This window comes from Chitinophaga niabensis (assembly GCF_900129465.1).
Lineage (GTDB): Bacteria > Bacteroidota > Bacteroidia > Chitinophagales > Chitinophagaceae > Chitinophaga > Chitinophaga niabensis.
Map to the genome: position 1 here is coordinate 1,703,365 of NZ_FSRA01000002.1, position 22,297 is coordinate 1,725,661.

At 45.9% G+C, this 22,297-nt stretch carries 17 protein-coding genes; 8 read left to right on the top strand and 9 right to left on the bottom strand.

Annotated elements, in window-relative coordinates; all coding sequences use genetic code 11:
• Window positions 1-4: 4 nt before the first annotated feature.
• The 6 genes from BUR42_RS24215 (at window position 5) to BUR42_RS30100 (ending at window position 10,252) form a co-directional block, all read left to right on the top strand.
• Window positions 5-1,369: a TolC family protein gene (locus tag BUR42_RS24215; RefSeq protein WP_074242146.1), complete on the top strand. Its 1,365-nt coding sequence runs from the start codon at window positions 5-7 to the stop codon at window positions 1,367-1,369.
• Window positions 1,370-1,403: 34 nt separating this feature from the next.
• Window positions 1,404-2,513 carry an efflux RND transporter periplasmic adaptor subunit gene (locus BUR42_RS24220; protein ID WP_074242147.1) on the top strand — a complete coding sequence of 370 codons (1,110 nt, stop codon included), beginning with the start codon at window positions 1,404-1,406 and terminating at the stop codon, window positions 2,511-2,513.
• Between the two features lie 35 nt (window positions 2,514-2,548).
• Complete coding sequence (locus BUR42_RS24225; RefSeq protein ID WP_084185795.1) at window positions 2,549-6,103, top strand: efflux RND transporter permease subunit; 3,555 nt, start codon at window positions 2,549-2,551, stop codon at window positions 6,101-6,103.
• A 122-nt stretch (window positions 6,104-6,225) separates the two neighbouring features.
• Complete coding sequence (locus BUR42_RS24230) at window positions 6,226-7,320, top strand: SGNH/GDSL hydrolase family protein (RefSeq protein ID WP_074243186.1); 1,095 nt, start codon at window positions 6,226-6,228, stop codon at window positions 7,318-7,320.
• Window positions 7,321-7,361: 41 nt separating this feature from the next.
• Window positions 7,362-8,153 (top strand): TIGR00266 family protein, encoded by a 792-nt coding sequence (locus tag BUR42_RS24235; protein ID WP_074242148.1) that lies wholly within the window; start codon window positions 7,362-7,364, stop codon window positions 8,151-8,153.
• A 725-nt stretch (window positions 8,154-8,878) separates the two neighbouring features.
• Complete coding sequence (locus tag BUR42_RS30100; RefSeq protein ID WP_262488012.1) at window positions 8,879-10,252, top strand: 2'-5' RNA ligase family protein; 1,374 nt, start codon at window positions 8,879-8,881, stop codon at window positions 10,250-10,252.
• A gap of 74 nt (window positions 10,253-10,326) precedes the next feature.
• Here the strand turns inward: BUR42_RS30100 and BUR42_RS24245 are convergent, their stop codons facing one another.
• From BUR42_RS24245 to BUR42_RS24265, 5 genes are all read right to left on the bottom strand, one after another.
• On the bottom strand, window positions 10,327-12,936 hold the full coding sequence (locus BUR42_RS24245) for a TonB-dependent receptor (protein ID WP_074242149.1): 2,610 nt from the start codon (window positions 12,934-12,936) through the stop codon (window positions 10,327-10,329).
• A gap of 21 nt (window positions 12,937-12,957) precedes the next feature.
• On the bottom strand, window positions 12,958-13,944 hold the full coding sequence (locus BUR42_RS24250) for a FecR family protein (protein ID WP_074242150.1): 987 nt from the start codon (window positions 13,942-13,944) through the stop codon (window positions 12,958-12,960).
• Between the two features lie 64 nt (window positions 13,945-14,008).
• Window positions 14,009-14,629 carry an RNA polymerase sigma factor gene (locus tag BUR42_RS24255; protein WP_084185797.1) on the bottom strand — a complete coding sequence of 207 codons (621 nt, stop codon included), beginning with the start codon at window positions 14,627-14,629 and terminating at the stop codon, window positions 14,009-14,011.
• Window positions 14,630-14,643: 14 nt separating this feature from the next.
• Window positions 14,644-15,405 carry a head GIN domain-containing protein gene (locus BUR42_RS24260; protein WP_159442339.1) on the bottom strand — a complete coding sequence of 254 codons (762 nt, stop codon included), beginning with the start codon at window positions 15,403-15,405 and terminating at the stop codon, window positions 14,644-14,646.
• 146 nt (window positions 15,406-15,551) lie between these two features.
• Window positions 15,552-15,869, bottom strand: coding sequence for a carboxypeptidase-like regulatory domain-containing protein (locus BUR42_RS24265; RefSeq protein WP_074242153.1), 318 nt, complete (start codon window positions 15,867-15,869; stop codon window positions 15,552-15,554).
• A 505-nt stretch (window positions 15,870-16,374) separates the two neighbouring features.
• On the opposite strand from BUR42_RS24265, the gene BUR42_RS24270 reads away from it, so the two are divergent.
• Together BUR42_RS24270 and BUR42_RS24275 are read left to right on the top strand one after the other, a co-directional pair.
• On the top strand, window positions 16,375-18,222 hold the full coding sequence (locus BUR42_RS24270) for a 2-oxoacid:acceptor oxidoreductase subunit alpha (RefSeq protein WP_074242154.1): 1,848 nt from the start codon (window positions 16,375-16,377) through the stop codon (window positions 18,220-18,222).
• Window positions 18,223-18,319: 97 nt separating this feature from the next.
• Window positions 18,320-18,940 (top strand): DUF6134 family protein, encoded by a 621-nt coding sequence (locus tag BUR42_RS24275; RefSeq protein WP_074242155.1) that lies wholly within the window; start codon window positions 18,320-18,322, stop codon window positions 18,938-18,940.
• 40 nt (window positions 18,941-18,980) lie between these two features.
• Here the strand turns inward: BUR42_RS24275 and BUR42_RS24280 are convergent, their stop codons facing one another.
• The 4 genes from BUR42_RS24280 to BUR42_RS24295 are packed head-to-tail and all read right to left on the bottom strand — an operon-like array spanning window position 18,981 to window position 22,285.
• A complete protein-coding gene (locus BUR42_RS24280; RefSeq protein ID WP_074242156.1) occupies window positions 18,981-20,171 on the bottom strand; it encodes a Gfo/Idh/MocA family protein in 1,191 nt (396 codons plus the stop codon).
• A gap of 16 nt (window positions 20,172-20,187) precedes the next feature.
• Window positions 20,188-21,372 carry a nucleoside permease gene (locus tag BUR42_RS24285; RefSeq protein ID WP_074242157.1) on the bottom strand — a complete coding sequence of 395 codons (1,185 nt, stop codon included), beginning with the start codon at window positions 21,370-21,372 and terminating at the stop codon, window positions 20,188-20,190.
• Window positions 21,373-21,412: 40 nt separating this feature from the next.
• Window positions 21,413-22,054 (bottom strand): endonuclease III, encoded by a 642-nt coding sequence (nth, locus tag BUR42_RS24290; protein ID WP_074242158.1) that lies wholly within the window; start codon window positions 22,052-22,054, stop codon window positions 21,413-21,415.
• Between the two features lie 18 nt (window positions 22,055-22,072).
• Window positions 22,073-22,285 carry a hypothetical protein gene (locus tag BUR42_RS24295; protein WP_074242159.1) on the bottom strand — a complete coding sequence of 71 codons (213 nt, stop codon included), beginning with the start codon at window positions 22,283-22,285 and terminating at the stop codon, window positions 22,073-22,075.
• Between the last annotated feature and the right edge of the window lie 12 nt (window positions 22,286-22,297).

Below are 22,297 nucleotides of genomic sequence, written 5' to 3' on the forward strand. Positions count from 1 at the left end.
AACTATGCAGTTTAAATGGAAGCTCATCGCTTTAACAGGTATGATGATGCAATTATTAACCTACGCTAATGCCCAGCAACCTGCCGTTATCCCGGAAGGTCAGGTGAGGTTCACTGTCAAAGAAGCAGTGGACTACGCGCTGGTGAATCAATATGCGGTTCGGAATGCCAAATTGGATGAATTGCGTCAGCTTGCGATCAACAAAGAAGTAAGTGGCCGCGCATTACCACAGGTTTCAGGCTCCGGTACTTTTCAGGACAACCCGATCATTCAGAAACAACTGATCGATGCGTCCAACTTTGATCCCTCTGTACCAAAAGGTACCCTTGTGGCCTTTTCTTTTGGCCTGAAATACAATGCTGTAGGCAATGTAGATGTAAATCAGGTATTATTTGATCCAAGTGTGCTCGTTGCCTTGCAGGCCCGCAAAACATTGGAAGACCTGGCAAGAAAAGGTGTAAAGAAATCTGAGATCGACGTGAAAACCGAGGTCTATAAGGCTTATTACAACGTACTGGCTGCAGACAAAGCACAGAAGATCCTGGAAGAAAGTGTACTCCGCATGGAAAAAACACTGAACGAAACGAGAGAAACATATAAGAACGGTCTCGTTGAAAAATTGGATGTAGACAGGCTCGTGGTACAATACAATAACCTTAAGTCAGAAGTGGTCCGTATCCGCAATGTTCGTGAGGTGGGTATCGCCGCGTTGAAATTCCAGATGGGCATGCCCATGAAACAACAGCTGGAATTAACCGATACGCTCAGCAATGAAGCACTCACAGCTGGTATAGAGGATCAGAAGGGGTTCACTTATAATAACAGGATCGAATATCAATTGGCAGAAGTTCAAAAGAAAGCCAACGAATATAACCTGAAGAGATACCGTATGGAAGGATTGCCCTCTTTGAATGCATTTGGACAAGGTGGTGTTTCCCGGGCAAGTAATACTTTTAACTATTTCGAGCAACAACTCTGGTACGGATATGTATCATGGGGGCTCAACCTTAAGATTCCCATTTTTAGCGGAATGCAAAGGAAACGGAGGGTAGATCAGGCCTTTATCGAGGTGAAAAGATCGGATCTTCAGCTCGAAAATGCCCGTAATTCAATAGATCTGGAGCAAACTTCATCTTCTACGAACCTGCGTAATAATATTACCACGCTGGAAAACCAGGAAGAGAATATGGCCCTGGCCAATGAAGTATATAAAACAACAAATATCAAATATAAAGAGGGGGTAGGTTCCAGCCTTGAAATGATCACTGCTGAAACAGCTCTCCTTGAATCACAGAACAACTACTTCAATGCATTGTTCAATGTGATCATCTCCAGGATCGATTACCTGAAAGCATACGGAAAACTTTAATCAAACTACAATCTGCCTAAAAATCTATAATACCATGACTAAAAGATATTTTGTACTCCCCCTGATCACAGTGATCCTGGCTGCTTGCGGTGGCGGTGGCGGTAACAAAGCTGAAGAGTTGCAAAAGCTGAAACAAGAGAAGTCAGCGCTGGATGCAAAGATCTCTGCCCTTGAAAAAGAACTGAAAACAGGCGATTCATCTGTTAAGATGAAAACTGTTACTGTTGCAGCTCTTGAGAACACTACTTTTGAACACTATATAGATATCCAGGGTAGTGTAGATGCTAAGGAAAATGTAGATGCTACTGCACAGGTCCCCGGCACCATAAGGGCTATTTATGTGAAAGAAGGTCAGGCTGTATCAAAAGGCCAGGCACTTGCACAGGTAGATGATCAGGTGCTTCGTTCCAGCCTCGCAGAATTGCAAACACGGCTGGACCTCGCTAAAGTACTGTATGAAAAACAAGAAAACCTCTGGAAACAACAGATCGGTTCCGAAGTACAATTCCTGACAGCAAAGAACCAGAAAGAAGCGCTGGAAAGGAATCTGGCCACCATGAAAGATCAACTCGCACAAGCCCGTATCGTTGCTCCTATCAGCGGTACAGTAGATGCGGTGATCGCTAAAGTAGGGGATAACGCAGCCCCGGGGGTGCCGGCTTTTCGTATCGTAAATGGCAATAACCTGAGAGTAGTAGCTAACGTAGCTGAATCCTTTGCCGGCAAAGTTAAAACAGGCGCCGAAGTACTGCTCACCTTCCCCGATATCAATAAAGAACAACGTACCCGCATCGGTTTTGCCAGCAAAACAATTGATCCGGTGAGCCGTTCAATCAGAGTGGAAGTTCCTTTGAAAAGTACTGCTGATCTGAATCCTAACATGATCGCACAACTGCGTATCATTGATTACAAAGCACCCAGTGCTGTTGTTGTGCCCGTGAGCGTGATCCAGTATTCACTGGGAAAACCTTATGTGCTTACTGTAAAAGGCAGCGGGGATAAATTACAGGCAGTGCGTAACAATATAGAGATCGGCCGTACTTATAACGATAAAGCAGAGATCAAATCTGGTCTGCAGGCTGGAGACAGGATCATTACTTCCGGTTTCCAGGGCGTGAACGACAATGACTTTGTGAAACTGTAATTGTGTAGTGCTATCCACTTTAAAAAAATTACCCGATGAAGGACTTAGAAAAAGAATTTAAACCCACCAGCTGGGCCATTGATAATAAGGTGAGCATTTATGTGGTCACCATTATCCTCGCGCTGTGGGGTATAACATCCTATAACAGCCTGCCCAAGGAACAGTTTCCTGAGGTAGTGTTCCCGCAATTTTATATAAGCACCGTTTACTTTGGTACTTCTCCGGAGGATATGGAAACCCTCGTGACCAAACCATTGGAGAAAAAGCTGAAAGCGATCTCTGGCGTAAAGAAGATATCCAGTTCTTCTGTACAGGACTACTCTGCTATCAACATTGAATTTGATGCGGGAGAAGATATAGAAGCGGCACGGCAGCAGGTACGTGAAAAAGTAGATGAAGCTAAACCGGATCTGCCCACAAATCTTTCCACAGACGGCCAGGAACCACAGATCATCAAAATAGATGTGAGTCAGATCCCCATCATGAATGTGAATATGAGTGGTGATTTTGACCTGCAGACCCTTAAAAGATATGCAGATGAAATGCAGGACCGGATCGAATCGCTCAATGAGATCACACGTGTGGATATTGTTGGTGCTCTGGACAGGGAGATCCAGATCAACCTGGATAAATTTAAAATGGATGCTGCCAGAGTGAGCTTTGATGATGTGATGTTCGCAGTGAATGCTGAAAATAAAACTGTTTCCGGCGGTGTTGTTGCCATGGACGGGCAAAAACGTTCATTGAGTGTGAAAGGGGAATATAAGGACCCCACAAAGATTAAGGACATTGTTATTCGTAGCCAGTCCGGATCAGTGGTGTACCTCCGTGATATCGCAGAAGTAAAGGATGGATTTGAAGAACAGGAAAGTTATGCCCGCCTCAATGGGAAGAGTGTAATTACCCTGAACGTAATTAAGCGTAGCGGCCAGAACCTGATCAATGCATCAGACAAGATCGCCGAAATTGTAAAAGAGATGGAGGCCAACTACTTACCGAAAGGTTTGGAAGTGACCATCACGGCAGATCAGTCAGACGCTACCCGTGTAACTTTGCACGACCTGATCAATACTATTATTATTGGTTTCATACTGGTAACAGTGGTGCTTATGTTCTTCATGGGAGCAGTGAATGCCCTCTTCGTAGCATTATCAGTACCGATCTCCATGTTCATCGCCTTTATCGTCATGTCTTTCACAGGCTTTACACTCAACATGATGGTGCTGTTCTCCTTCCTGCTGGCGTTGGGAATTGTGGTGGATGATGCTATCGTGGTGATTGAGAACGTACACAGGATCTTCAATGAACGAAAGGACCTTGGCATTGTGCATGCCGCCAAAATAGCAGCCGGTGAAGTGTTCCTGCCAGTATTCTCCGGTACGCTCACTGTACTTGCACCATTTGTTCCCTTGTTATTCTGGCCGGGTATCATTGGTAAGTTCATGTTCTTCCTGCCGATCACGCTTATAATCACATTGGTCGCTTCTCTGGTGGTGGCTTATATCATCAACCCGGTATTTGCGGTGGATTTCATGGATCGTCATGAAGGAGAGAATCATCCTAAACCAAAATTCAATAAGAAGTTTGCTATAGTCTCCATTTCATTCGGTGTAGCTGCATTGATGGGTTATGGCGGAAGTATGGGTGCCGGTAACCTGATCGTTTGTCTTTACCTGCTCATCCTGCTGGAACGTTTCTGGCTGGGAGGGGTTGCGCGTAAATTCCAGCATAATCTCTGGCCACGTGTGCAGAACAGCTACCGCCGCGTATTGCAATGGTGCATTATCGGATGGCGTCCTGTTTGGATCCTGGTTGCTACTTTTGGCCTGTTGGTTTTCAGTATTATACTTACCGGCATCCGCAACCCTAAAGTGGTATTCTTTCCAACATCGGACCCTAACTTCATATATGCTTATATAGAATTACCGATCGGTACGGATCAGATTGTAACAGATTCTATTACTAATATTGTAGAACAACGCATTACCAAAGTTGTAGGAGCGCAAAACCCACTGGTGAAATCTATTATCTCCAACGTTGCTGTGGGAGCGGGAGATCCAAGCCAGATGGACCTTTCAATAAGCCCTAATAAAGGCAAGGTAACAGTAGCCTTCGTGGAGTTTGCTAAACGTAATGGCCTGTCTACTGTAGACTACCTGGATAAGATCCGCGGTGTCGTGAAAGGTATTCCCGGAGCGGATATTACTGTTGAACAGGAACAAGGCGGCCCCCCAACAGGTAAACCTATCAACATTGAGATCACTGGTGATGAGTTCGAGCTGTTGGCAACAACTTCAGACCGCTTAAAACGTTATCTGGATAGTTTGCAGATTGGTGGTGTGGAAGAGTTGAAAAGCGATTTCCAAAGTAATAAGCCAGAGATAATTGTTTCTATCGATCGTGAAAGAGCGAACAGAGAAGGTATCTCTACAGAACAGATCGGTAAAACATTGCGAACTGCACTTTTTGGTACAGAAGTTTCCAAGTTCCGCGATCCGGAGGATGATTATCCTATTGTGATTCGGCTCAAAGAAGATCAGCGTAATAATATCAACACCCTCATGAACCTGAATCTCACCTATCGTGACATGAACATGGGAGGCCAGATCCGTCAGGTACCGCTGAGTGCCGTGGCTGATATCCGCTACTCTAATACCTATGCTGGTATCAAACATATAGACGAGAAAAGGGTAGTAACGCTGTATTCCAACATACTCACCGGTTTTAATGCCAATGAAGTGGTTGCGACAATCAATAGTGCCGTATTGGATTTCAATCCGCCGGATGGTATCACCGTGAAAATGACAGGTGAACAGGAAGATCAGATGGAAACCATGAACTTCTTGGTAGGAGCTATGTTCACCGCATTCGGTATTATTCTTATGATCATGGTAACACAGTTCAACTCAGTTGGCCGCCCAATGATCATCCTCTCGGAAATTGTATTCAGTATCATTGGTGTGTTCTTAGGTTTTGCCATATTTGGTATGGATATCTCCATCGTAATGACTGGTGTAGGTATCATGGCCCTGGCCGGTATCGTGGTACGGAATGGTATCGTACTCGTAGAATTCATCGACTTGCTGGTACAACAAGGTGTGCCTGTTGCGGAAGCAGTAGTAGAAGGCGGTAGAACACGGATGACCCCCGTTATCCTCACCGCCATCGCTGCGATCTTAGGTCTGATCCCTCTCGCAGTTGGTCTGAACATCGACTTCTGGAAACTCTTCGATGAAGGAAATCCGCACCTGTTCTTTGGAGGTGATAACGTTGCCTTCTGGGGCCCGCTGGCCTGGACAATGGTATTCGGCCTCATCTTCGCCACCTTCCTTACATTGATCCTGGCACCTGTAATGTATTACATGAACAAGCGCAGCATCGACGTACTGGATCATTATGGATGGCCACGTGGTTTGAAATACGTGCCGTTCCTGGTGCTGATCCTGAAAATGCTTTCTAAAAGAGAAACTATCAGGAGGCTGCACAACCTGGAGTATGAATCTCCTCGTCCTTACAATTTCTTCAACGGCCATGCCGACGAAAAAGATAAAGAGCAGGCTAAATCCGCCAAAGGAGTAGTAATGCATTAAGAGACTGTTTTTCTATAGTAATAATCAGAGCAAACAGTGTAACAGTTGTAGGTTAACAAATGCCGTCCCGATTCATCGGGACGGTTTTCTTTTTAGGATTATTTCCATTACATTTCGAAATGATGAAAAAGACACTCCTTCCCCTGGTCCTTTCATTTTGCGCCATTAGCGCAACTTATGCTCAGGACAATGCCCGTTATACGGATGCTACCAGCTTTATGCTCATTGGTAAAGGGCTGCCCACCAACAAGCCTTATGTGCGGCTGGACAGCATTCAAACACGCGAACTCACGCCGGCTGTTAAATATCTAAGCACCAACAGCGCCGGTATTGCTGTTTTGTTTGAAACGAACTCCAAATACATTAAAGTGAAATGGACCGTGAACAAAGTGGCATACCATTCCAATATGACACCTATTGTACATAGCGGGCTGGACCTTTATGGAAAAAAAGATGGTAAATGGGTATGGGCAGGTGTAGGCCGCCCGGTGAACCAGGTAGAGGCAGAATCAGTGATCGTTAACAACATGGATGCTACTACAAAACAATTCATGCTCTATGCACCTACTTATAATGAGCTGACCTCCCTGCAGATCGGAGTAGAGCCGGAAGCTACAATAGGCGTACCATCCAAGCCAGGTATCGATACCACTAAAAGAGTAGTGATGTATGGCTCCAGCATTATGCAGGGCGCATCTGCATCCAGGCCTGGTATGGCATATCCTGCCATCATTGCACGCCACAGTGGTTGGGATGTAGTGAACCTGGGTTTCAGCGGAGCAGGCAAAATGGAATTCCCCGTTGCAGAAATACTCGTTACCATGAAAGCGTCTGTTTTTGTGCTGGACTGTATGCCTAACCCTACACTGGATGAAATAAAAGAACGCGGTTACCCATTCATCAAACACCTGTTGACCAAACGCCCGGAAGTACCCGTGCTGCTGGTGGAATCAGCTATTTATGAAAGTGGCAACTTTGATCAGCGCATAGCAGAAACGGTAAGAAAAAAGAATGCATTGCTCACAGAGATCTATACCAAATTAAAACAGGAAGGATTCAAGCAGTTGCATTATTTATCCGCTAAAGGCCTCATCGGTGAAGACCATGAAGGTGCTACGGATGGCGTGCATCTCAACGATATCGGTTTCCAGCGGCAAGCGGAAAAAGTATTGCCTGTTGTGCAGCAACTGGTGAAAAAATCCAGCGGAAGCAAGTGAGCAATTTCGTAACTTGCTCACTATAAAAAGCACAATAACCTATGCTTAAAAATCATGAGATAGACTATCGCATTCACGGTGAGGAAATGCAGATAGTAGAAATAGAACTGGACCCTCAGGAAAGCTGCGTGGCTGAAAGCGGCAGCTTTATGATGATGAACCAGGAAATAAAAATGGAAACATTGTTTGGCGATGGCTCCGGCCAGCAACAAGGCTTTCTGGGTAAACTGATGTCTGCCGGCAAACGCCTCATTACCGGTGAAAGCCTTTTCATCACTGCTTTTACCAATATGGGTCAGGGCAAAAAAAGCGTAAGCTTTGCCGCTCCATACCCGGGTAAGATCATTCCCATGAACCTGAGCCTGCTTGGTGGAAAAGTAATCTGCCAGAAAGATGCGTTCCTCTGCGCAGCCCGTGGGGTGAATGTAGGCATCGAGTTTCAGCGCAGGCTTGGTACCGGTATCTTTGGTGGTGAAGGCTTCATTATGCAGAAACTGGAAGGAGATGGTTTGGCGTTTGTACATGCAGGTGGCCTTGTGATCGAGCGGGAACTGCAACCAGGCGAAGTGTTGAAGGTTGACACAGGTTGTGTAGTAGCTTACACACAACAAGTAGATTTTGATGTAGAATTTATTCGGGGTATCAGGAATATGGTGTTCGGCGGAGAAGGTTTATTCTTTGCCGTACTGAGAGGTCCGGGTAAAGTATGGTTGCAAAGTTTGCCGATCAGCCGGTTGGCAAGCAGGGTTTTGGCCTATGGAACCGGGGCAAGGAAAGAAGAAGGCAGCATCCTGGGTGGATTAGGCAATCTGCTCGACGGAGATGGTCGTTAATAATAAAGGTATTGATAACCAATAATTTATTTAAGGTCCGCGGAGAATATGCATTATTCTCCGCGGTCTGTTTTCTAAAGGAGCGGATTAATTTTATAAAAAAAGGTCTCCATTTATCCATTTTTTGCAAATTATTAACGAACAGAATGGTAGTATTGTCTTAATATTGCGCGGAGGCTTAACCAATACACCAGATTTTTAGTATATTAGAGTTCTAAACGGCGGCTGGCACTGTGTGGGTGCTACAACAGTAAGAAACTGGCGCATGTTTTGATCGATTATCCTGGTGCTATGAATATGAAGTATGAATAAGAGTTGCTTACTCATGTAAAGTTCAGGTGAATCCAAAGCAAGTTTAACTTTTTCCCAGGTCTAATTTAACGGTAGCCCTGAAAGCATTCCACAAACGAGTTGTGAATGGTTAACCAAACTACCTAAAATTCCTGTCGAGATGGCTGAAAGGAATAATTTTGAAAAATCCCGCTAAAAAATTGTAATGCAAGCGGCACTCAATTATCTTTGCTATTCCGAGAAATGTAATTAGAGTAACACAGTATTAAAACGGAAGCCGGTATTTATTGAAAAGAAAGACAAACCCGACGTTATGTAATGCGGGAACAAAAACCACCGGCACCTTGTAATAGTATAAAAAACCTAAACAAGTAGGTGAATTTCATTTTTATGAAATCATTGAAAATTGCTTCAAACACGCTTAATTAAGTAAGATGAATTTTGAGAGAAACGAACGCCCCCGAAAGTATTCTCCTGGCTACAACAGAGATCCACAAGAACCCAACCAAGACCAGGAAGGCGGTGATTCCAAGAAACCCGAATTTGGCAAAGACGGAGACAGACCTTATACTCCCCGTAGTGAAGGCGGTTATTCATCCCGTGAAGGTGGCTACACTCCCCGCAGGGAAGGTGGTTACACGCCTCGCGGAGAAGGTGGATACACCCCTCGTCCTCCAGCCGGTGATGGCGCCAACTTTAACCGTGAAGGAACATTTAACCGTGAAGGCGGCGGCAGCTACGGACCTCGTAATGAAGGTGGTGGTTATCGTGATCGCGACGGTGGCGGCTATAATCGCGACCAGGGCGGTGGAGGCTACAACCGTGATGGTGGTGGCGGATACGACCGCGGTGGCGGTGGCGGATATGATCGTGGTGGTGGTTACGACCGCGGTGGCGGTGGTGGCTATGATCGCGGCGGTGGTGGCGGAGGCTACAACCGCGGTGGCGGTGGTGGTTACGATCGCGGCGGTGGCGGCGGTTATGATCGTGGCGGTGGTGGCGGTGGCTACAATCGCGGCGGTGGCGGCGGAGGTTATGATCGCGGCGGCGGTGGCGGAGGCTACAACCGTGGCGGTGGTGGCGGAGGCTATGATCGCGGCGGCGGTGGCGGTGGTTACAATCGCGGCGGTGGCGGCGGAGGTTACAACCGTGGCGGTGGCGGCGGTGGTTTCAACCGTGGCGGCGGTGGTGGCGGTGGCTACCAGGGCCGTAGCTCAGGAGGTCCAAGGAACTTCAACAAACCTCCTCGTCCAGACAATAAAATATACTTTATCGCACTCCTGCCAACAGCTGAAGTAGGTAAAGAAATCATAAAGATCAAACAGGACTATGCTGAACAGTATGGACCAATGTACGCGCTGAAAGTATTACCGCACATCACACTGCAGGTACCTTTCACTGCCGATCCAAGCCTGGAAAGATCTTTCTGCGAAGAACTTACGGAATTTGCCAAAACACAAGCGCCTTTTGAAGTAACGCTCAATGGCTTTGGTACCTTCCCTAACAAACAAAACCGCGTACTCTTCATCAACGTTGAGAAAAGCGAAACCATGAGCGCCATGCACCGTCAACTGATCAACTTCCTGCGTAAGGAATTTGGTTTCAGTACCATGCTTGCACGCACAGGCTTCACACCTCACGTAACAGTTGCCTTTAAAGACCTGGAAGACGCACAGTTCGAAAAGTCATGGCCTGAGTACGAAAACAAAGAATACAAAGCTTCCTTTAAAGTAAATAACCTCTACTTCCTGCGCCACAACGGCAAATCCTGGGAAGTATTGCAGAAATGCAAGCTCGGAGGAGCATAAGAAGGAACCAGTAAAATATAAGATTCCGGATCGCTGCAAAGTGGTCCGGAATTTTTTTATTACAGAAACAGAAATTAAAACTCAATCTTATACCCCGCATAGGGAAACCTCCCCAACTGGTACATCGTGTTTACCCGCTGCTCATAATAATAATATTCCTTACTCAGCACATTTTTCCTGTTCAACACATTGTCCACCGCAACAAAAAACGAATGGGTAGACCCCACCCGGTTCAACCGGTAACTTACCTTCAGGTCAACACGACTATAATCTTTTAACCGCTCTGCATAATAACCATCCGATGCTATCACTACCTTCCCGCTCTTCCGCGAAGCTTCTTCATCCACTGGCAGCACCCGTTTATTTCCCGCCTGTATAATACGCGCATCCACCGCAAGAACGTTTTCTTTTTTACCTGCACGCAGTTCTGAACCCACAGCCAGGTTTACAATGTAATTACCGTTGAAGGTAGTGTTGTACCATTTACCATTGGATGCCTTGTATTTGGAATCATACAAGGTTGTAGTAAGCAGAAAATAATAATGTTTGTGGAGGAACCTTTCCAGGGTTAACTCCACACCGTAATTGCGGCCCCTGCCTTTACTCACCAAAGTATCCGGCACAAAATCATTATACGATAAGCCCTGGTTCAACCCCGAATAAAAATCCGGACTGCTGGGAATTGGCGCGTGAAAGATAGACTGATAATAAGTTTCCGCTTTCAAACGAAACCAGGAAGAGAAGTTGTTTTCATATCCCGCTACATAATGATGACTGCCGGTAAAAGCAATGTGTTTATTAGCGGGTGTATATGTTTGAGAGCTGCGGTTTTGGTTGCGGTTGATGTACATGTTCACAGGCTGCATTTGATGATGCAGTCCATAACCAGCCGTGATGCGTTGTTTGGAAGTGAAACGCCATTCCGCTGAAATCCTGGGCTCCAGGGCCTGCTGACTATTGTAGAACAGATGCTGATAATGAAGGCCTGTATGGAAAGTTAAAGACGGAACAGGGCTGAACTGCCAATGCGCAAAACCCTGTAACAGGTTCATGGGTACACGATCGTCCAGTTTAAGGATGTGTATCATGGAAGTATCGTTCGATAGTGTTTGCAGGAAATAATGGTATTGCCGGGAACTGAAGTTGATACCGGTTTTTAAGAGATGTTTTGAATTGAACTTATGTGTGAGATTATAACCGAAGGAAACACCTCTTTCCTTAAACTTCCCATCTGAATCTTTGGCAACACTTTTATCTTCAAAATGAAGGTTCCTGTCAGAAACAATATAACTGCCGGAAATAGCACTGAGTACCTGTCCGAATGTTTTTGCGGAAAAATAATGATCATACCGCATGCCCAGCACCCCCATGTCTGAACTGAAATAACTGCTCCCACCGGTAACGCGGTTCGCTATCTGCCGGTTATCTGTAAAAGGGTCCCGGAAGCGGATCTTGCTTTTACCACCAATACCAAAGAGTACAAATCCACCATTGTTCCCGTCCGGTACATGTATTTTAAAAGTAAGGTCCTGGAATTGCGGAACACCGTCTATCGTAATATCCAGCCCGAGTTTTTGCAGGAAGTTGAAACTCAGGAAACGATAACCTGCTATGTAAGTAGCGCCTCTTTTTTTATCCACGGGGCCTTCTGCGTTGAATTCGAGCCCGCTTAAACCCAGTTGGGCATTGAACTCATTTTTTTCGCGGTTCCCTTTACGCAGGCGGATGTCGAATACCGAAGCATTTTTGTTACCATATTCTGCGGGGAAGGCACTGGTCAGAAAATCAGAATTGGCCAGCAGGTTATTGTTCAATACACCGAAGATGCCGCCGGAAGTATTGATGTACGTGTAGTGGTTAGGGTTAGGGATATCAATGCCTTCCAGTCGCCATAACACGCCGAAAGGATTATTACCTCTTACAATGATGTCGTTATTCTGATCGCTGAGGTTTACAACGCCGGCATAATTTGCGGCCATACGGCTGGGGTCTGTACGGGTGCCGGCAAAACGGTTCGCTTCTTCAACAGATAAGATGCGGGTGCTCACCACCGCCAGGGGATTAATACTTCTTGTTTTATCCGTTTTGCGTGATGCGGTTACCTGCACTTCTTTTGATTCATAGATGTTTTCTTCCAGTAATACAGGCAACACGGTTTGCCGCCCTGAGATAACCAGCACCTGGTTGATCCGTACCGGTTTGTAACCAATAGAACTCGCTACCAGGTCATATCTGCCGAGGGGCACCTGCGGTATCAGAAAACGGCCCTGTTCATCTGTTACACTGCCTTTGCCGGATAAGTTGGAGAGTTGTACCGTAACGCCGGGCACCGGCATGTGTATGTTTTTATCCAATACCACGCCATGTACTGTTTGAGTGAGTGTATGATCAGCCGTGCTTAAAACAATCTGGGAAGAGATTTCCTTGTAATCCATACCGCTTCCCAGCAGGGCTTCATCCAGCACCATTGAAAGCGGTTGTTCCGTCATATTTATACTGAGTGTGGCGGTAGGGAGGTATTGCCGTACATAAGAGAACGGCACCTGGTAACGTTGATGCAGCTGTACCAGCACTTCTTCAATGGTAACATCATTCACCTGGATGCTCACGCGCTTTTTTAACCATTGCGCGTGTCCGCAAAAAGGAATGATCAGCAGCAGGATGAAACAAAGCCTTTGCAGCATGGGGTTGCTGGTATATAGATTTTATCGGCTGACCTTATACACGCCTTTCGATTCTTCTTTGATAGTGATGTGCATTGTTTCAGACAGTACTTCCAACACACGGGGCAGGGAAGGATTATCATTTCCGGTCAAAGAGTATTTGATGTTCAGCAGGCTGGAATCTGTTACGATGAACTTCACATCGAAATATTCTTCCAGTGTACTGAGTGTTTGAAACAGGGGTACATTATCGAAAACCAGCCGGTTCTCTTTCCAGGCCATAAAATTAGGATCGGAATTCTGTATCTGTTTAGGTTCTTTGTTGGACTGCAAAATAGCGGTATGGCCGGCTGTGAGCACCAATGCTTCCTTAGGGCCTTGTTTACCGGAGAAGGCAACTTTACCGGTTACCACATTCAGCTGAATGGTTTTGTTTTCGTAAGCTTTTATCACGAAGGAGGTTCCGAGCACCTGTGTTTGCGAAGCGCCTGCCGTAACAATAAAAGGGTTGGAGGCATCCGGTTTTACATCAAAGAAGGCTTCCCCTTCCAGCTGCACAAGGCGGTGATTGGCTGCAAATCCTTTCTTATAGCTGATCTGGCTGTTGCGGTTCAGGAATACTTTACTGCCATCCGGGAGCGTCACCTCTTTTTTACCGGCATCGGCAGTGATAACAGTAGTGCCGCCCTGGTTCACCATGGTGAAAACAAGGCTGGCGGCAGCTACGATAATAATGGCCGCGGCAGCCAGTTTCCACCAGTTATTTTGTTTGGATGATCTCACTACTTTAAGAGGAGCAGGTGTATCCATTTGATGACTGAACCTTTGCCAGTTTGTTTCAAGATCTGGTTCCGGCGCATCGTCAAATGCATCGGCCGTAAGGTCCCAGGTTTGTTTCATGGCGGTATAGTATTCCCGGTTGGCAACATCTTCCTGTAGCCAGGCCTGTAACGTTGCCTGCTCCTTTGTGGAGATGTCGCCGGCTATTTCACGGGCAATCAGTGCGTCTATGTGATCGTTGTTGATCATGCTGATATTCAATTACGAATTTCGAATGTTGTTTGCTGCTGGAGGTTGATAAAAAATGGTGAATTCATTCCAGGTATTCCTTCAATGAAACGCGCAGCTTTTTCAGTGCCGTCATCATTTGGTTCTCCACCGTTTTGACCGAGATCTGCAATGTTTCGGCAATTTCTTTATAGCTCATTTCTTCATAGCGGCTCAGCACAAAGATCTCCCTGCACTTTTCAGGTAACAGATCGATAGCCTGCTGGATCCGCAGTTTTGTTTCTTTCAGATGTATCACCGGCGCCTGCACTTGTGCTTCTTCATGAGTTGGACTGATCTCCTGGTGAGTACCACCGCGCCGTTTGTTCTTATCTATGTGATCAAGTGCCATATTCACCGCTGCACGATGCAGGTACGCTTTAAAATAAACATCCTTCAACTGGTCCCGGCGATTCCATATTTTAATAAATACTTCCTGCGCCAGATCTTCCGCTGTGGCCATATCCGGCACCAGGCGGTATATTGCTTTGCAGACCAATGGGAAATAGGTTTTGAAGAGCGCCTCCATGAACTGGCGCTCGTCTTCCTGCAAAAGATTTTGTAACCGGGCATTTTCGGGCATGGTGCAAAAATAACCATTACTCTGATTTACAGCGTGGCCATTCATGCCTAATGCGACGGGTGACAGTATTCCGATAGCTTCCATGTAAAAATGTATTCCTATAACTTGGTAACCTTTCCTGATCCTGAGACCTTTACGTTAAAATCTGCTGGTGATCCTTTGTATCTTACATTTCCACTGCCACTGATCCGGCCCCACAATCTATCCACGGCCCAGATCCTTTGCTCACCTGAGCCATTGGTTTCCACATTGGCGTTATTAGCTTTCAGTAATTCAGCCCTTACATCCCCACTGCCATTGATCTCAGAATAGTAATCCCTTGATAAGCCTTCCAGGTCAATATTCCCGGAACCGTTCACCAATACCCTCACTTCATTGGCATCCACTTTCAGGCGCGCATCATTACTGCCGTTCACTTCATAGAGGAAGAGCGGGGTTCTGATGGTGTCAGTTCCTGTAAGGGAGCCGGAGCCGGAAAAAATGATCCTGCGGTATTTTTCACTTTGTACATATATATGAATGGGTCTGAAACTCTTCAGATTCACGCCGTTACGGATCTTCACACGAAGGTTGGTGCCGTTTACGGAAGTTTCAATCACCCGCATTACATTGTCTTCTGCTTCAATGCGGAGGGGTAAGGGACTGCCTTGCTTTACATGTATTTCAAGCGGCCCCTCAATGGTCAGGTCCTCAAACCTGTCCACCGGCCTTTCTTCTGTGATCACGCGGCCCGAGCCATGAACATTTTCACGGGCACAGCCAGAAAGGATCAATCCAAAAATTGCCAGGAGGCAGAGTAAAAGGCTCACGCTGAGCCCGCTGTAAGTGATCAGGTATTCCTGTTTGCCTGTCAGTTTCATATTGGTATTCATTTTAGGGGGTAAGTCACAATGATGACTTCCTTAATATAACGGCCAATGGAAACCCTACCCCTAGAATACCTGCAAAAAAATAAGCCGGCCTTACTTTAAGTAAGACCGGCTTGATTAACCCCTATGAAAACCAATTATTGTGCTAATTTGATTTCGCCGAGATCGGTAGCTTTACCATCTTCCACTTTCACATCTGTAATAGTTGCGTCCTTAAATGGTTCTTTTGCGTCAACAATTACAGTGTAAGTTCCGGCTTTTGCACTCGTAAAGGAGAATGCACCCTGTGCTACAGCTGTTTTCAAAGTATCTGTTCCGGAAATGGCCCATGCTTCAGTAGCTCCTTCAGCTGGAACAACTTTACCGGAAATAGAACCGCCTTCAAATGAAGTAAAGGCGAATGCGCCGAATGTTACGGCCGCAAGTGCTAACAGGCTTAATTTAGTCCTTTTCATAGCATACAATTTTTAAAAGGTTTAATTAATAAAGAAATGGTTCAAGTAAAGGTTGTTCTCGATAGTATCCTCTTTTTAGATGAATGATTGTATGTGAATCGGTTTCGTATGAAATTTTGCAATTACCATGCCATAACCCTCAAATTCTTTTCTTTAACATTTCTTTAAAGAACCTTTAACATCGAGGGTTTGCGGGCATTACTCATTTAAGTAATTTCGTGTGTGCATTCCTGTTACTATGCTCAAATGCAGTCTGGTAAAGCTTAGTGACCACAAGACTTTTTCCTGCGGAGCATTACTCAACACAAATATTTTGCCAAACATAACAGCAGTAAGGCTTTGAGACCCATCAAAGCTATAAGGGGCAAAGCTTTCAGGATATTTTATTAAAAGTCTACAGGGTTTGTGTACTTTTGCGGAAGGGATAGCACTCGAAAGTTAGCAGCCGATTCCCTAAATTTACGGTCTTATAGACTCATATATATCTAATATAAAGAATACGTCAATGTCCAATAAAGCGATTCAACAGGTTGAAGATGTAGTGATCAAGTTTGCTGGTGATAGTGGAGACGGGATGCAATTAACTGGTACTCAGTTCTCTAACAATACCGCCCTTATCGGGAACGATCTTAGCACTTTCCCGGATTTCCCGGCTGAAATACGTGCTCCGCAAGGCACCCTGCCTGGTGTGAGTGGTTTCCAGCTTCACTTTTCCTCTAACCGTATATTTACGCCCGGAGATACCTGCGATGTACTGGTGGCCATGAACGCCGCCGCATTGAAAGCCAATCTCAAAGGGCTCAAAAAAGGTGGTATCATTATCGCCAATACAGATGGTTTCGATTCCAAGAACCTCCGCCTGGCTAACTTCCCGGATGGAGTGAACCCATTGGAAGACGGCTCTCTCGTGAATTACCAGTTACATACCATGGATGTTACCAAAATGACCCGCGAGGCACTGAAGGACATCAACATGGGTATGAAGGAAAAAGACCGCGCCAAGAACATGTTCGTACTCGGATTCCTTTACTGGCTCTATGATCGCGACATGCAAAGTACCATCAACTTCCTCACAGAGAAGTTTGGCAAAAAGCCCGAAATCCTGGAAAGTAACATCCGCTCTTTGCAGGCGGGATATAACTTTGCCGATACCGTGGAAGCCTTCTCCACCCGTTATAAAGTGGAAAAAGCCAGGATGGAACCTGGTACCTACAGGAGCATTACAGGAAATACTGCTTTGTCTTACGGACTGATCGCTGCTTCCCAGAAGGCGGACCTGCCTATTTTCCTGGGTACTTATCCTATTACACCTGCCTCAGACATCCTGCATGAACTGAGCCGGTATAAAAATTTCGGGATCCGTACTTTCCAGGCGGAAGATGAAATTGCCGGTATTGCTTCTGCTATTGGTGCATCCTATGGTGGCCACATGGGAGTGACCACTACTTCCGGCCCCGGTATGGCATTAAAAGGAGAGGCCATGGGCCTTGCCGTAATGCTGGAAATTCCATTGCTGATCATTGATATTCAACGTGGAGGCCCTTCTACCGGTCTGCCTACCAAAACAGAACAATCAGATCTGCTGCAGGCTTATTACGGTCGTAATGGCGAATGCCCCATGCCCATCATTTCCGCATCCACGCCGTCCGATTGTTTTGATGGTATCTATGAAGCTTTCCGCATTGCAGTAAATCATATGACGCCTGTGATCTTCCTCAGCGACGGGTATATTGCCAACGGCGCAGAGCCCTGGAAATTCCCTAAGAGCGATGATCTCAAGCCCATTACCGTTAAATACAAGAAGGGCCTGGAAGAAGGAGAAGAACAGTTCTTCCCTTACCAGCGGGATGAAAACCTTGTGCGCCCATGGGCTGTTCCCGGAACCCCTGGCCTGGAACACCGGATCGGTGGATTGGAAAAGCAGAATATCACCGGTAACGTAAGTTATGATCCTGAAAATCACCAGCTAATGGTGAAGATCCGCCAGGAGAAGGTAGATAAGATCGCAGATCACATTCCGTTACAGAAAATAGAAGTGGGCCCTGAAAAAGGAAAGGTACTGGTACTCGGATGGGGTTCCACTTTTGGTACTATCAAAAGTGCCGTGTTGGAATTACTGGCAGAAGGCCACCAGGTGGCACATGCACACCTCCGCCACATGCGTCCTTTCCCCAAAAATCTCGAAGAAATACTGCATAGCTATGATCATGTATTGATCCCCGAGATCAATAATGGCCAGCTTATAAAGATCATCCGCGATCAATTCCTGATCCCTGCCCAGGGTTATAATAAGATAATGGGCGTTCCCATCACAAAAGGTGAGCTGGTAACAAGGATCCGCGAAATGCTCTAGCATTCACAATGAATCAGTTACGAAGCGCGTTATAGAGATGACGCGTTTCGTAATAGATTTTCGTATATTGCTATACGTATTATATTGATCCAAGGCCATGTACAAGACCCACAAGCAATACAGGCTAAAAAGGATTTTTCTTGTATTGATATGCGGGATAATTCCTTACCTGGCAGCCCTCAAGGCAGCAGGACAATCTCATACTTACGAGATAAGGTATGCCAACAACACTATCGGCCTCCTCGATGTAAAACAGGAAACCAACGGCCCCACCCGCAAGATCCATATCAAAAGCCGTGTTCAAATGAAACTCTTCTCGCGGATGGATACAGACATCTCTGCTGAATATCACAATAATATATTAATAAGGGCCAAAGCCTCCCGCGTAAGCAAAGGGGCAGACAGCAAAGAAACTTCCACAGAAAGAACAGAGAAAGGATATAATGTGGTCCGTAAAGGAGAACCCGGCACTATCAACAGGGATATCACCTATTCCGTAAGCGAATTATATTTCACGGAACCGAAGGACCTTAAAGAAGTTTATTCGGAAACACATGGCGTGTTCCTCCCGATCAAACAACTGGCGGATAAACGGTATGAAGTAGTGATGCCTGATGACAGGCGTATTTATTATCGCTATGAGAAAGGGAAGTTAATGGAGGTGGAAGTAAATCATCAGTTTGGCAAAGCGTATTTCCGTTTACTGCAGGCAAAATAAAGCCAGCGCAGAGCAAACTCCGCGCCGGCAAAGAAAATCCTTATACCACCTTCTCAATGATCTGCCCTGTCTTCTTATCCTTCAGTATCAGCTTCGCCGTTCCAAAGTGCGTCATCTCTTCCTTGATCAGGTAATATTGCTCATTATAATCCGTTAGTGTTTTCTCTTTCGCTAAACCTTCCTTCCCGCGCCATATATCCAGCTTCACCGGTTCCCATAATTTGGATTTTGCAGACCTGTAGGCAGCATCCAGCACCGCATTCACCACATATCCATCATAGAATGTTTCACGCGGTGCTTTCCCGGCTTCTACAGCATTGAACATATCTGCGAACATATGGTTATATCCCAGCTCATTCAGTTCATCACCCACAGGGAACAACCAGCCGGTATTACTTTCTGCTTTCTCCGCAACGTAATCAGCTCCCTTGCCGGTTGTGAACATATCAAACCCCGTACGCAAAAAGCTATTCAGCCATATTGTACCCTCAGAACCCATCACTTCATCCCGGAGATCAAGCCCGCCGCGGAAGGTCCAGCTCACTTCAAACTGACCGATAGCGCCGTTCTCATATTTCACAAGGCCGATAGCATGATCTTCCGCATCAATGGGCTTCACCTGTGTATCCGCCCAGCACATCACTTCAACAGGTTTAATATCTTTCCCGATAAAGTTGCGTGCTATTTCCACGCAATGGCAACCCAGGTCGAGGATACAACCTCCGCCTGCCTGCTCCTTATCCCAGAACCATTCGCTGTGCGGGCCGGGATGTGTTTCACGGGATTTAGCCCAGAGTATTCTGCCCAGCGCCCCTTCCTGTACACTCTTTAAAGCCTTCAGGAATTTGGGGGTATAACACAGGTCTTCCAGGTAACCGTTGAAGATGCCTGCTTTTTCTACCGCTTCCATCATACGTTTTGCTTCTTCCGCATTACGCCCTAATGGTTTGGTACACATCACTGCTTTCTTCGCTTTACAGCAGGCCATTACAGCAGCTTCATGGAGGTTGTTGGGCAGGGAGATACAAACCATATCCACATCAGGATGATTGATCGCTTCTTCCATATTGGTGGTCCAGTGGCTGCAGTTATAATCCACTGCAAATTTCTTAGCGCTTTCTTCGCGGCGGGAGTAGATGCTCACGATCGTATCCCTGCTTCTTTGTCCAATTAAAGAATCCGCATAGAATCTTCCGATGAATCCGGACCCAAGCATTGCAATTTTCGCCATAATTAATTTTTATATTTTAGACTGGTTTTTTATCGTGGAATGCTAACGCGAAATAAATGATCACAGCTGCTGCGATGTATACAGGTACCATCCAGATGCTCTGCCATTCGCGCACACCATTCGCTACATAATAATCTGCTACGATCCCTGAGAACCAGGTACCTATCACCATACCAAGACCATAAGTAGCAAAAGTGAATAATCCCTGTGCGGCGCTTTTGATCTTTTCACCTGCCCTGTTATCCGTATACATATAACCGGTTACAAAGAAGAAATCATAACATACACCATGCAGGATGATGCCGGTGTATAACATCCATAAGTTCGGACCGCTATTGCCATAAGCGAAAAGGATATAACGCAGTACCCAGGCTGCCATGCCCACCAGCAACATTTTCTTCACCCCAAGCCGGCGGAGTAATAAAGGAATGGCAAGGATAAAGATAGCTTCGGAAGCCTGGCCATAGATCATTTTCCCGGCAGCATTTTCCATCCCTGCCTCATGTAAGTAGAGATTGGTAAAACCGTAGTAGAAGCTTAAAGGAATGCAGATCAGGATAGCGGAGATAAAGAACACGAGGTAAGACCTGTTCTTGAACAGCACAAAAGCCTCAGTTCCCAATACCTGGGAAGCCGAAACATCCTCTTTACCTTTAGGGGGAACATTGGGTAGCGTAAAACTGAAGAGGCCTAACAGAAGGGACCCTCCTGCTGCAATATAAAAGGTATAAGTAGTTGTTTCGAGTGCCATGTACCCAATTAGCAAACCGGCAATAATCCATCCTACAGTACCAAACATCCTCACTGCAGGGAATTGTTTGCCGGGATCGCTCATCTGATGAAAGGCCACACTATTGCTGAGCGCAATGGTGGGCATATATAACAGCGAGTAGAATAATACGATGCTGATGAAGAGGTAGATATTAGTGGTAAGCGTCAGGAGGAATAACGCCAATGCGCCTGCTACATGCAGCACACCCATGAGCTTCTGTGCGGAAAAATACCGGTCCGCCACCATCCCTACTAAAAAGGGAGAGATCATAGTAGCAATAGCTAATGCAGTATAGGCATAACTGGCCTCGCTGCCGCTGGATTGGAGGTTCTTAACCATGTATGTGCCCACGGTTACATACCATGCACACCATACAAAGTATTGGAGGAACATCATGAAGGATAGTTGCAGTCTTATTTTATTATTCACGTGGGAGGGTTTTAGCTCTCTCCAAAATAATAAAAAAACGCTAGGAAACTAACTGTTTGTAATACTTACAGATAGGCCGCAACCCACATTCCCCGCATTTCGGACTCCTCGCCAAACAAACATACCGCCCATGAAGGATCAGCCAGTGATGCGCAATATGCACCTTCTCCCGGGGTATATACTTGAGAAGTTGCTGCTCTGTTTGTAAAGGAGTTTTGGCATTAGTGGTCAATCCCAACCTTGCGGATACACGAAACACGTGCGTATCCACTGCCATATTGGGTTGATGATGCACAACGCTGGTGATCACATTCGCCGTTTTACGGCCAACGCCGGGTAATTTAACCAATTCGGGCACCGTTTCAGGTATCTCACCGTTAAATTCGTCCATCACCATATTGGCCATGCCAATGAGGTGTTTTGTTTTATTGTTGGGATAGCTGATACTTTTGATCAGTGGGAACAGATCATCAAAAGTAGCTTTGCTCAGGGAAGGAATATCCGGATACTGCTCAAAGATGGCAGGGGTGGTCATATTCACCCGCTTATCTGTGCATTGGGCAGACAGGATAACCGCTACCAGTAATTGGTAGGTATTATCATACAGCAGTTCGGTTTCTGCGTCCGGGGCATGTTTCTCAAAATAGTCGATTACAAACTGGAATCGTTCTTTCTTCGTCATGCCTGCAAAATACAAAAACTATACCTCGCGTTTTTGTGCGTGGTCAAAAATTGCGATGAGGGTAGACTGACGAGGGGCGAGCTTAACAGTATTCAGCGCCTGTAAGGTCAAAAGATGCAATTTCTTTTCTTCACGTAATAATTCTTGATTCACTTGCATAGGTGCAGTTTGCCCTTCCGGGTCGGTTACAACATAGTTAGGAGTAGAAAAAGGGAGTGTAAAATTGCTCATGCGATAGATTGT

Excerpts from the sequence above, each read along its gene's own strand:
- nth (WP_074242158.1), bottom strand. The coding sequence starts at position 22,054 with ATGACGAAGAAAGAACGATTCCAGTTTGTAATCGACTATTTTGAGAAA.
- BUR42_RS24280 (WP_074242156.1), bottom strand. The coding sequence starts at position 20,171 with ATGGCGAAAATTGCAATGCTTGGGTCCGGATTCATCGGAAGATTCTAT.
- BUR42_RS24250 (WP_074242150.1), bottom strand. The coding sequence starts at position 13,944 with ATGATCAACAACGATCACATAGACGCACTGATTGCCCGTGAAATAGCC.
- BUR42_RS30100 (WP_262488012.1), top strand. The coding sequence starts at position 8,879 with ATGAATTTTGAGAGAAACGAACGCCCCCGAAAGTATTCTCCTGGCTAC.
- BUR42_RS24215 (WP_074242146.1), top strand. The coding sequence starts at position 5 with ATGCAGTTTAAATGGAAGCTCATCGCTTTAACAGGTATGATGATGCAA.
- BUR42_RS24225 (WP_084185795.1), top strand. The coding sequence starts at position 2,549 with ATGAAGGACTTAGAAAAAGAATTTAAACCCACCAGCTGGGCCATTGAT.
- BUR42_RS24295 (WP_074242159.1), bottom strand. The coding sequence starts at position 22,285 with ATGAGCAATTTTACACTCCCTTTTTCTACTCCTAACTATGTTGTAACC.
- BUR42_RS24245 (WP_074242149.1), bottom strand. The coding sequence starts at position 12,936 with ATGCTGCAAAGGCTTTGTTTCATCCTGCTGCTGATCATTCCTTTTTGC.
- BUR42_RS24270 (WP_074242154.1), top strand. The coding sequence starts at position 16,375 with ATGTCCAATAAAGCGATTCAACAGGTTGAAGATGTAGTGATCAAGTTT.
- BUR42_RS24260 (WP_159442339.1), bottom strand. The coding sequence starts at position 15,405 with ATGAAACTGACAGGCAAACAGGAATACCTGATCACTTACAGCGGGCTC.
- BUR42_RS24220 (WP_074242147.1), top strand. The coding sequence starts at position 1,404 with ATGACTAAAAGATATTTTGTACTCCCCCTGATCACAGTGATCCTGGCT.
- BUR42_RS24235 (WP_074242148.1), top strand. The coding sequence starts at position 7,362 with ATGCTTAAAAATCATGAGATAGACTATCGCATTCACGGTGAGGAAATG.
- BUR42_RS24255 (WP_084185797.1), bottom strand. The coding sequence starts at position 14,629 with ATGGAAGCTATCGGAATACTGTCACCCGTCGCATTAGGCATGAATGGC.
- BUR42_RS24275 (WP_074242155.1), top strand. The coding sequence starts at position 18,320 with ATGTACAAGACCCACAAGCAATACAGGCTAAAAAGGATTTTTCTTGTA.
- BUR42_RS24265 (WP_074242153.1), bottom strand. The coding sequence starts at position 15,869 with ATGAAAAGGACTAAATTAAGCCTGTTAGCACTTGCGGCCGTAACATTC.
- BUR42_RS24230 (WP_074243186.1), top strand. The coding sequence starts at position 6,226 with ATGAAAAAGACACTCCTTCCCCTGGTCCTTTCATTTTGCGCCATTAGC.